This is a genomic window from Halomonas sp. Mc5H-6 (assembly GCF_024124705.1).
In the GTDB taxonomy this organism is placed as follows: Bacteria; Pseudomonadota; Gammaproteobacteria; order Pseudomonadales; family Halomonadaceae; genus Vreelandella; species Vreelandella subterranea.
The window spans coordinates 430,702-441,860 of sequence record NZ_JAMXSI010000001.1 but is presented as its reverse complement, the minus strand read 5'-3'; the positions used below and the strand labels follow the sequence as shown (position 1 = coordinate 441,860).

Sequence of the window (11,159 nt, the reverse complement as noted above, 5' to 3'; positions counted from 1 at the left end):
CGTAAACGAAAGCTAGATATTCTCCAATAACAACGACGCTAGCGAGATCCGCATGTCTCTACATTTGCAAAATATCGCCCATACCGTCGGCGGTGTTCCCTATATTAGCGACGTTGACCTAGCACTCGAGCCAGGCTCTTTCAATGTGCTACTGGGTAGAACACTCGCAGGCAAGACCACACTGATGCGCTTGATGGCGGGCCTTGAACCGCCTACCCAAGGCCGTATCTTGATGGACGGCAAAGACGTCACCGGGGTGCCGGTGCGCCACCGCAACGTATCGATGGTGTATCAGCAGTTCATCAATTACCCCAGCTTGACGGTCTACGACAACATTGCGTCGCCGCTTAAGCTCGCCAAGCTGCCAAAAAGCGAAATTGACAAGCGCGTCGGCGAAATGGCTGAAATGCTGCATATCGAGCATCTGCTTGAACGCTACCCTCTGGAATTGTCCGGGGGCCAGCAGCAGCGCACCGCCATGGGCCGCGCTCTGGTCAAGGATGCCGATGTCATTCTCTTCGACGAGCCGCTGGTCAACCTGGACTATAAGCTCCGTGAGGAATTACGCGACGAACTGCGTGATCTGTTCAAAGTGCGTAATTGTATTGCCGTGTACGCCACCACTGAGCCTAATGAGGCCCTGGCACTCGGCGGCAACACGGCCATTCTTCATGAAGGGAAGCTACTTCAGTACGGCCCCACCGATCAGATCTACCGGCAGCCCAACGGCATTCTCAGCGCCGAGATGTTCTCCGAGCCGCCGATCAACATCGTGCCGGGTCGCCTCACCGACAACGACATCACCTTCGATAACGACACTCACTTTACCTGCGACGATGCCTTGCGAAAGCTGCCGCCTGGTGACTACCAGTTCGGGGTTCGCGCCTCGCATTTGAGCCTTACACCGCAAGCCGCGGATGATCTGGAACTGCCGGTCACCGTGGATGTTGCCGAAATCAGTGGGTCCGAAACCTTCCTCCATGCGCGTCATGCGCACTTCCCATTGGTATTGCACCTTCTGGGGATACACGAACTGAAGGTCAATCAGCCCATCAAGGTCTATTTCCCCATTCATAAACTGTTTGTTTTCGACCAGCAGGGCCACATTGTGCATACCCCGTTGGCTCAGACGGAGGGTGTTGCCCATGGCTGAGATCGTGCTTAAAACACTCGCGCACACCTACAGCGCCAACCCGCAATCGGCCGAGGATTACGCAATCCGCCATATGGAACACGTATGGCATCAAGGCGGCGCCTATGCCTTGCTGGGACCGTCCGGATGCGGCAAATCCACCCTTTTGAACATCATTTCAGGGCTGCTGGCGCCCACCGAAGGCGATGTGCTCTTTGATGGTCAGCGGGTCAATGAACTGCCACCCGAAGAGCGCAATATCGCCCAAGTGTTCCAGTTCCCGGTGATCTACGACACCATGACGGTGTTCGATAACCTCGCCTTCCCGCTGCGCAACATGAACACCCCCGAGTACCGAGTTAAACCCAAGGTGCTGGAAGTCGCCGACATCCTTGAGCTGACACCGCTGTTATCGCGCAAAGCCAAAAACCTGACCGCCGATGAAAAGCAGAAGGTCTCCATGGGGCGCGGCCTGGTCCGCGACGACGTTACCGCCATTCTGTTTGATGAGCCGCTTACCGTCATCGACCCGCAGTTGAAGTGGAAGCTGCGCCGCAAGCTCAAGGAAATCCACGAGCGGTTTAACATCACCATGATCTACGTCACTCACGACCAGCTTGAAGCCTCGACCTTCGCTGACAAGATTGCCGTGATGTACGAAGGCCAGGTGGTGCAATTCGGTACACCACGGGAACTGTTCGAAACACCCGCGCATACTTTCGTGGGTTATTTCATCGGTAGTCCAGGCATGAATTTTTTCGAGCTTCGCTACGATGAGGCACAAAATACGGCTTACTACGGCGACCAGCCACTGCCGTTAAGCAACGCTTATCTGGCCACGCTTAAGAAGACCGAGAGCGACAACCTCAAGCTCGGCATTCGCCCGGAGTTCATCGACGTGCACTCAAGCCCCGAACCCGACACGATTGCCGTACAAAAAGAGAACCTGCAGGACCTTGGCACCTACGCCATTCTCACCTTCTCGCTCAATCAGCAAACCTTTAAAGCCAGGCTGCCCGAAGACCATCCTGACTTGGGTGACACCGTCTATATCCGTTTTCCCGACGACAAACTGAGCCTTTACGTCGATGAATACCGAGTCGAGGTAGATCATGAATAAAGTCTATAACAACCGCGCCTGGCTATTGGTACTACCAATGCTTGTCCTGGTCGCGTTTTCCGCGATCGTGCCGCTGATGACCGTGGTCAACTACTCGGTGCAGGACGTGCTGGGCGCCAACGCCCGCTTCTTTACCGGCACCGAGTGGTTTCAAACCATGCTCAACGACCCGGCCCTGCAAGCGGCGTTTCTACGCCAGATAATATTCTCGCTCACCATTCTTGCGATCCAGATCCCTCTGGGAATCGGCATTGCGTTGATCATGCCCAAACGCGGCTGGCAGGCGTCGGCGGTGCTGATCCTGATTACCCTCCCCCTGCTGATCCCCTGGAACGTGGTGGGCAGCATCTGGCAGATTTTCACCCGCGGTGATATCGGGTTGATGGGCTGGGGCCTACGCCAGTTGGGCCTTGAGTACAACATTACCCGTAACGCCGCCGATGCCTGGGTAACGATCATCCTGATGGACGTTTGGCACTGGACCCCGCTGGTCGCCATGCTTTGCTACAGCGGCCTGCGCTCCATCCCTGAAGCTTACTATCAGGCAGCACGCATTGACCGTGCCTCCAAATGGGCGGTATTTCGCTACATTCAGTTGCCCAAGCTGACCAATGTGCTGGTCATTGCCGTGCTGCTGCGCTTCATGCATTCGTTCATGATTTACGCCGAGCCCTTTGTACTGACCGGCGGCGGGCCTGGCAGCTCAACGACCTTCCTGAGCCAATCGTTAACCACCATGGCCGTGGGCCAGCAGGACCTGGGCCCCTCTGCTGCTTTCTCGATCATCTACTTCCTGGTCATCCTGCTGGTGAGCTGGGTGTTCTACACCGCCATCATGAACATGCAGAAAGACAAGCATTCCCAGGGGGGCGCGTGACATGAGCTATCAACTGGAAAAAACTCAGCAGGGTGAAAAATACAACACCATTTTCAGCCGCATCACACCGGCACAACGCCGCAAGCGCAATGCAAGAACAAGGCTGCGCTCGCGCCTGTTGCTGGGCATCTACCTGATTCTGATGATCCTGCCTATCTACTGGCTGCTCAACATGTCGCTGCAAACCAACAGCGAGATATTGGGCTCCATGACAATGTGGCCGGAGAACCTCACCTTTGATAACTATATCGGCATATTTACCGACTCAAGCTGGTACATGGGTTATGTCAACTCGATTGCCTATGTACTGATGAACATGCTGATCACCATTTGTGTGGCGTTGCCTGCTGCCTATGCCTTCAGTCGCTACAGCTTCATTGGCGATAAGCACCTGTTCTTCTGGCTGCTGACCAACCTCATGGCGCCACCCGCCGTGTTCCTGCTGCCTTACTTCCAGCTTTATTACTCGGTGGGGCTATTCGACACGCATATTGCCGTGGCACTGGCGCACTGCCTGTTCAATATCCCGCTGGCGATCTGGATTCTGGAAGGTTTCATGAGCAGCGTGCCCAAGGAGATCGACGAAACCGCCTACATCGACGGCTACAGCTTTCCCCGCTTTTTCGTCAAGATTTTCATCCCGATGATTCGCTCGGGTATCGGCGTCACGCTGTTCTTCCTGTTCATGTTCTCTTGGGTTGAACTGCTCCTGGCCAGAACGCTGACAGCCACCGACGCCCAGCCCATTGGCATGATCATGACCCGCACATCCACTGCGTCGGGGATTGACTGGGGTACCCTCGCCGCTGCCGGTGTACTGACCATCTTGCCGGGTATTCTGGTGGTCTACTTCGTTCGCAACCATATCGCCAAGGGCTTTGCCCTGGGTCGTACCTAAGGAGGTGATGTATGTCTTGGATGGTATGGACGGTGCCCACCGCTATTTTCTTTTCCGCCATTGCCGCCATGCTGGCCGGGATGACGGTCTGGGAAATTGTCTCGCCCACCATTGAACGCAAGGGCTTTCTGCCAATCTCCACGACCCGTGGCGACCGGCTGTTTATTGGCCTGCTGTCCGCTGCGTTTATTCACCTAGGCGTGATTGGCTACACCTCATTATCAATTTGGTTAGCACTGGCAGCGTCACTTGTCTGGCTGTTGGTGCTGATGCGCTGGGGATAACCGGTGCAACAACCAAAAGCGGTCTCATGGACGGTTCCAACATTAGGGAAGATCACAACACAACGAGGTCTATATGCGACATAACAATTTCAAACTCACCACCCTCGCCGCCAGCCTGCTGCTAGCATCCGGTTCGCTAGCCGCAGACGACCACGATGCACGTGCGGTGGCCGAGCGGCTGGTCGACGAGCATTTCCAAAACTCGACCCTGAGCCGCGAGGAACAGATCGAAGAGCTGATGTGGTTCGCCAAAGCGGCCGAACCATTTCGCGACATGGAGATCCAGACCGTGGCCGAGGGGTTAACCACCCACGTCTACGAAAGCGAAGTACTGGCTGAAGCATTCAGCGAGCTAACCGGCATCAACGTCACTCACAACATCATCGGCGAAGGCGATGTTGTCGACACCATGCAAAACCAGATGCAGTCGGGTAACAGCATCTACGATGGGTTCGTCAACGATACCGATGCCATCGGTACCCACATCCGCTATGGCACCACCATCAACCTCTCCGAGGCGATGGAAAACGAATGGGCCGACTACACGCTACCCACCCTGGATCTGGACGACTTCATTGGGCTCCAGTACGGAACCGGCCCAGATGGCAGCATCTACCAGTTGCCAACCCAGCAGTTCGCCAACCTCTACTGGTTCCGCTACGACTGGTTCCAGCGCGAAGATCTGCAAGAACAGTTCCGTGACATTTACGGATACGACCTTGGCGTACCCACCAACTGGACCGCCTACGAAGATATCGCCGAGTTCTTTTCCGAGCATGTCGGCGAGATCGACGGTGAAAAGATCTATGGCCACATGGACTACGGTCGGCGTGATCCGTCACTAGGCTGGCGTTTCCACGACTCCTGGCTGTCCATGGCGGGTATGGGCAGCCCAGGCGTGCCGTCCGGCAACCCGGTGGATGACTGGGGCATTCGCGTCAACGAGGATAGCCAGCCGGTGGGCGCCAGCGTCAGCCGCGGCGGCGCCACCAACTCGCCCGCTTCGGTATTTGCCATGCAGAAAGCGGTGGACTGGCTGCGCGACTTTGCCCCCCCAGAGGCTCAGGGCATGACCTTCGGTGAAGCCGGCCCGGTACCTGCTCAAGGCAACATTGCCCAGCAGATCTTCTGGTACACCGCCTTCACGGCTGACATGACCGACCCCGATGTCGCCGTGACCGATGACGAAGGCAACCCGAAATGGCGCATGGCGCCCTCGCCTACCGGCCCTTACTGGGAAGAAGGCATGAAGGTTGGCTATCAGGACGTAGGCGCCTGGACGTTCTTTGACTCTACTCCAGAAGACCGTCGCACAGCGGCGTGGCTGTTTGGTCAGTTCACCGTGTCCAAGACGGTATCACTCGAGAAGCTGATGCACGGCCTGACGCCGATCCGCGAGTCCGACATCTTCTCTGAGCAGATGACCGAAATGGCGCCCAAGCTGGGCGGGTTGGTCGAATTCTACCGCAGCCCCAACGAGTCCAACTGGACACCGACAGGCACCAACGTTCCCGACTATCCCCGCATGGCGCCGCTGTGGTGGCAAAACCTTGCACCGGTCATGAGCGGCGAAGTTACGCCACAGGAAGGTCTCGATGCACTGGCGGCGGATATGGATAACACCATGAACCGGCTTGCTCGTGCCAACGTCTTCGACAGCTACGCCCCCCTGCTGAACGAAGAGCGAGACCCGCAGTACTGGCTGGACCAGGATGGCGCGCCGAAAGCCAAGCTGGATGACGAGATGCCGCAAGGCACCACCATGCCTTACGACGAAATGATGGAAGAATGGATGTCGGCCGGTACGCGCTAATACCGGTTGGGCGGGCCCCACGGCCCGCCCTCTCCGGCTTCATTGGCGGCAACCTCTATCGACATTTACCAACAGCGCGGTCGCCATATAGCGCCGTGAACGGGGCTTTCTTTGTTAATTTGGATCCGCTATGAAACTGCGTAACCGTAATATCGAGAAACTACATTCGGATGAATTCGACGTACTGATTATTGGTGGCGGCATCAATGGTGCCGCCACCGCTGCTGCGCTCTCGGGTAAAGGCGCCAAGGTTGCCCTGATCGATCGCGGCGACTTCGCTGGCAGCACCAGCATGCACTCCTCCAACCTCGTTTGGGGAGGCATCAAATACATGGAAAGCAAAGACTTTGCATTGGTCAGAAAGCTTTGCAAGAGCCGCAATCATTTAATTAAAAGTTACCCGTCCACTGTTCAGGAAATTCGTTTTCTGACCAACATCACCCGTGGGTTTCGCCATTCACCGCGCTACTTGTGGATTGGTACCTGGCTCTACTGGCTGATGGGCAATGGCTTTACCAAGCGTCCCCGCTTGCTGTCACCCAAGGCTATCAAGCAGGAAGAACCGATTATCGATGTCGGTGATTCCGTCGGCGGCTTTGAATATTCGGATGCCTACCTGCACGACAACGATGCCCGGTTTGTCTTCAATTTCGTTCGTCATGCACTCAATCATGGGGCAACTGCCGCCAATTATGTTGAGTCACTGGGCGCCGAGCGTGAAGGGAACGTCTGGGTCACCAAGGCGCGTAACGTGATGGATGGCCAAACCTTCGATATCCGTGCCAAGGTCCTGATTAATGCAGCAGGCCCCTGGGTCGATCAGCACAATACCCTGACCGGGCAAAAGACCACCCACCAACACCTGTACTCCAAGGGCATTCACCTGATTGTGCCCCAGTTGACGGATTCCCAGCGCGTGCTGGCCTTCTTCGCCGACGACGGGCGGCTGTTCTTTGTGATTCCCATGGGCAACCGGACCTGCATCGGGACCACCGATACGCACATGGAACACCCCGAGGTGGATGTTACCGCTGACGATATTGACTTCGTGCTGGAAAACATCAACAAGCGCCTGACACTCGACAAGCCACTGGGCCAGGCCGATATCATCTCGACCCGCTGTGGCGTGCGCCCCTTGGCCATCAAGGCGGATCAAGGCAACGACCGTGACTTTCTCCAGCTATCCCGCAAGCATGTGATCGACACCAATCAGGATAGCGCACACATCAGTATTTTTGGCGGCAAGTTGACCGACTGCCTGAACGTGGGCGACGAGATCGCTGAAGCCGTCGCGAAGCTTGGGATCGAACTACCCGACCAGGGCTTCCGCTGGTATGGCGAGCCACCCGATGCCGTGAAACAACAGTTCATGGATCACGCCAAGCGCATGAACCTGGACGCCATGACAGCAACGACATCGTCGGAGCCTCTCTCATCACGCCTTTGGCGGCGTTACGCCGAACAGGCCATGCCCATGCTGGAAAAAATCCGCCAGGATCCGGCAGAAGCCGACATTTTGATCGAGGGTACGGAATATATCCGCTGCGAGCTTGAACATGCCCGTGACCATGAAATGATCACCCAGCTTGAGGATTTCCTGCGCCGCCGGGCCAAGGTGTCGCTCGTGGTGCACCACGAGCAACTGCGCCACTCCAAGGGGTTGAAAGAAGCCTGCCGTGTTCTCTTCGGCGAGCAAGCCGAAGAGCGCTTTGAGGCGTACTTCGCCCAGAACCGGGATACCGCCCAACCCTATGCCCCCAAACAGGAAGTTCCCTCATAGAGAACGGCGGCAGGAAACACAAAACACAGTGGCAAATAAAATCCCCCTCACGGCGGCCGCAGGGGGATAGAGGAAAGTGACGAGCGTCAGAAACTGATCTTTAGCCGCTATTCTTCGTTTTCAACCAGCAGTTGGGAATCCCCTGCCAGCACCTCGTCCCAGGCTTCTTCAATGGTGTACCCCATACGGTTATCAATGGTGTCGATGACTTCAACCGCGTGCTGAAGTGACTCCCGCTGTCCTTTTAGCGCTACTACCAGCTTGGCCAGGTCCTGCTTGCTGAACGTATTGGCGATTCGGTCGGCTTGTTGGCTTAATTCGATGCAGTTCATGGTAAAACCCTCATGGTATGGTCATCCGCTGCTTACTATTGTCGTTAATCGTTAAGCAGCCATCTTGTTAATGACGAATGGTGACGTTGCTACTCATGCTGGACCGGATAAGTGTCCAGTTCGGTGACTGCGATAAGGTCACAAGCGTTACAAGACCTTCGCTTCAAGCGCCCGGGTAATTCAAAAGCGCATCAAATGTAGCAGTGGTCAGAAGGGTCAATCGGGATAACGAAACACCGCCCTGATCCATGACTTCACTATGGTGCACTGCCGTAAAGCTCACAATGCTTCATTGGCCGCAGGCAGCGTTGTAGCTCGACTACATAAGCGCCGAATAGCTCCAAAGGGTGTCATAGAATTTCACGAGAGAGGGTCAATACGCGGCAAGGCGTTGATAAAGACGAGAAACTTGGCCGAGCTGGCCTGGAAAAGCGAAAGCAGTATACGCCATCAACCCGACAACGCCAGTCGACCAAGGGTTAATAAAATGACGCCGCTATCACAGCTATGGCGATAGCGGCTTCTGGCGGGAATGGGTCAATCCGTTGAACGCACGCGGGAAACCGCGTCCAACCACCCTTGGTACAGCTGTTCGCGGTTTGCCTCCTCCATGCTCGGTATAAAGCTGCGCTCGCAGCGCCAGAGCTGCTCTATCTCGTCCAGGGTCTGATACCAGCCTAACCGCAGGCCAGCCAGGTAGGCGGCCCCCAGCGCGGTGGTCTCCAGAATCGTTGGGCGGTCTACCTGCACGTTCAGCATGTCGGCCAGAAACTGCATGACCCAGTTATTCTTGACCATGCCCCCATCGACACGCAGATTGCCGGGAGGGGCTTCCATATCGTCGTTCATGCAATGCTGGAGATCACGTGTCTGGTAACAGACCGCCTGAAGACCAGCGGCGACAATTTCCGCAATCCCGGTATCGCGGGTCAGGCCAAAAATCGCCCCGCGAGCCTTGGGGTCCCAGTGCGGCGCGCCCAAGCCGGTAAACGCGGGCACCAGATAAACGCTGTGCCCACGGCGGGTTTTACGGGCAAGGGCTTCGGTTTCCGCCGCATCCGCAAATAAATTCAGCCCATCGCGCAGCCACTGGACCGTGGCGCCGGCGACAAAGATACTGCCTTCCATGGCGTAGGTGGGCTTGCCATTCAGGCGATAGCCAATGGTTGTCAGCAAGCGGTTGCGCGACAGCGACGGTGTATCCCCGGTGTTGACGATCATGAAGCAGCCGGTTCCATAGGTACTCTTCCCCATACCCGGCTGGAAGCACGCCTGACCGACCAGCGCTGCCTGTTGATCACCCGCCACGCCCGCAATCGGCAGCTCAACACCCAGCCAGCGGGCATCCATGGTGCCAAAGTCATCGCTCGAGTCTTTCACCTCGGGCAGCAAGCTTGCCGGAATATCGAACAGGTCGAGCAGTTCATCGTCCCAGCATTGCTCGTGGATATTGAACAAGGCGGTGCGCGAGGCATTGGTGGCATCGGTTACGTGATGGTGACCACCGGTCAATCGCCAGATCAGGAAGCTGTCGACGGTACCAAAGAGCAATTCGCCTTTCTCAGCCCGAGCTCGGGTCCCTTCGACGTTGTCCAGCACCCATGCAAGCTTGGTGGCGGAAAAGTACGGGTCGATCAAAAGGCCGGTCTTGACCTGCACACGCTCGGTATGGCCACCATCGCGTAGCTGTTCACAGAACAACGAGGTACGCCGGTCCTGCCACACAATGGCGTTATAAACCGGCTTTCCGGTGCGCTTGTCCCACACAATGGTGGTTTCGCGCTGGTTGGTAATGCCCACACCGGCAATCTGCGATGGTTGGATAGCGGCCTTTTTGACGACTTCCTGGCAGGTGGCAACGACCGTGTCCCAGATATCTTCAGGATCGTGCTCGATCCAACCGTCGTAGGGATAGTGCTGGGTAAATTCCTGCTGCGCGACAGCGGTTACTTGACCTTCACGGTCAAACAGGATGGCGCGGGAACTGGTCGTACCTTGATCGATGGCAAGTATATAGGAGGACATGGCACGTTCACTTTGTTGTTGGTAGTTTCGATTCTGTACATTTATTTTCGATTTATTATCACCAAAGGCTACGCCAGCCGCCCGCAATGCTCAAGTATGAAAACATCACCGCCTTCACCCGGTCAGGCCAGGTGCAGCGCGACATCATGCTGGGTCAGCAGGCGCTGAATGGCCTCAGGCGGTTTGCGGTCGGTAAACAGCGCGTCCAATTGGGCAATATTGCCTTGGCGTACCACCGGGTTACGGTGAAACTTGGAATAGTCGGCGGCCAGATAAACGCGCCGTGAATTGGCGATGATGGCCTGGGCAACGCGCACTTCCTGGTAGTCGAACTCCAGCAAAGAGCCGTCTTCGTCGATGCCACTGATACCGATAATGCCGTAATCGACCTTGAACTGGTTGATAAAGTCGATGGTGGCCTCGCCAATAATACCGCCATCCCGGGAGCGCACCTGCCCGCCTGCAATGATCACCGTAAAATCTTCCTTGTGCTGCAGAATCGCGGCGACGTTGAGGTTATTGGTGATAATCTCCAGCCCCTGATGATCGAGCAGCGCCTGGGCAATCACTTCGTTGCTGGTACCGATGTTAATGAACAGTGATGCGTCGTTGGGAATATGTGCCGCCAGGCAACGCGCGATGCGCTCTTTTTCTTCCAGGTGCAGGGTCTTGCGCGTGCTGTAGGCGGTATTCACCGTGCTGGATTCAATCCCCACTCCTCCGTGAACGCGTCTAACGCGGCCATCGTTTGCCAGCGTATTCAGATCGCGGCGAATGGTTTGTGGCGTTACGGCAAAGTGGTCAGTGAGCTGCTCGATGCTCATGTACCCATGCTGGCGGACCAGCTCGATGATCGCGTCTTGACGAAACTGTTGATTCATAAGCTAGCCCGTGACGT

The 11,159-nt window shown here is 56.3% G+C and carries 10 protein-coding genes; 7 read left to right on the top strand and 3 right to left on the bottom strand.

Annotated elements, in window-relative coordinates; translation table 11 throughout:
• Positions 1 to 52 precede the first annotated feature (52 nt).
• The 7 genes from NH395_RS02035 to NH395_RS02005 all read left to right on the top strand — a co-directional run bounded on the left by NH395_RS02035 (position 53) and on the right by NH395_RS02005 (position 7,904).
• Entirely contained in the window at positions 53 to 1,153 is a 1,101-nt protein-coding gene (locus tag NH395_RS02035; protein ID WP_253022053.1) for an ABC transporter ATP-binding protein, read from the top strand.
• Positions 1,146 to 2,252: an ABC transporter ATP-binding protein gene (locus NH395_RS02030; protein ID WP_253022051.1), complete on the top strand. Its 1,107-nt coding sequence runs from the start codon at positions 1,146 to 1,148 to the stop codon at positions 2,250 to 2,252. Before NH395_RS02035 ends, NH395_RS02030 begins: the two co-directional genes overlap by 8 nt.
• Complete coding sequence (locus NH395_RS02025) at positions 2,245 to 3,129, top strand: sugar ABC transporter permease (protein WP_253022049.1); 885 nt, start codon at positions 2,245 to 2,247, stop codon at positions 3,127 to 3,129. The genes NH395_RS02030 and NH395_RS02025 overlap by 8 nt, the downstream gene beginning before the upstream one ends.
• Position 3,130: 1 nt before the next feature.
• A complete protein-coding gene (locus tag NH395_RS02020; protein WP_253022047.1) occupies positions 3,131 to 4,027 on the top strand; it encodes a carbohydrate ABC transporter permease in 897 nt (298 codons plus the stop codon).
• An 11-nt stretch (positions 4,028 to 4,038) separates the two neighbouring features.
• Positions 4,039 to 4,311, top strand: a complete 273-nt coding sequence (locus NH395_RS02015) for a DUF2160 domain-containing protein (RefSeq protein WP_253022045.1) — start codon at positions 4,039 to 4,041, stop codon at positions 4,309 to 4,311.
• 73 nt (positions 4,312 to 4,384) lie between these two features.
• Positions 4,385 to 6,124 carry an ABC transporter substrate-binding protein gene (locus NH395_RS02010; protein WP_253022043.1) on the top strand — a complete coding sequence of 580 codons (1,740 nt, stop codon included), beginning with the start codon at positions 4,385 to 4,387 and terminating at the stop codon, positions 6,122 to 6,124.
• Positions 6,125 to 6,254: 130 nt separating this feature from the next.
• The gene (locus NH395_RS02005) at positions 6,255 to 7,904 is read left to right on the top strand and encodes a glycerol-3-phosphate dehydrogenase/oxidase (RefSeq protein ID WP_253022041.1); all 1,650 of its coding nucleotides are present in this window, start codon (positions 6,255 to 6,257) and stop codon (positions 7,902 to 7,904) included.
• 107 nt (positions 7,905 to 8,011) lie between these two features.
• On the opposite strand, the gene NH395_RS02000 is transcribed toward NH395_RS02005, so the two are convergent.
• The 3 genes from NH395_RS02000 to NH395_RS01990 form a co-directional block, all read right to left on the bottom strand.
• Positions 8,012 to 8,236 (bottom strand): hypothetical protein, encoded by a 225-nt coding sequence (locus NH395_RS02000; protein ID WP_066320283.1) that lies wholly within the window; start codon positions 8,234 to 8,236, stop codon positions 8,012 to 8,014.
• Between the two features lie 537 nt (positions 8,237 to 8,773).
• Entirely contained in the window at positions 8,774 to 10,261 is a 1,488-nt protein-coding gene (gene glpK, locus NH395_RS01995; RefSeq protein WP_253022040.1) for a glycerol kinase GlpK, read from the bottom strand.
• 122 nt (positions 10,262 to 10,383) lie between these two features.
• Positions 10,384 to 11,142, bottom strand: a complete 759-nt coding sequence (locus NH395_RS01990; RefSeq protein ID WP_066320278.1) for a DeoR/GlpR family transcriptional regulator — start codon at positions 11,140 to 11,142, stop codon at positions 10,384 to 10,386.
• Positions 11,143 to 11,159 lie beyond the last annotated feature (17 nt).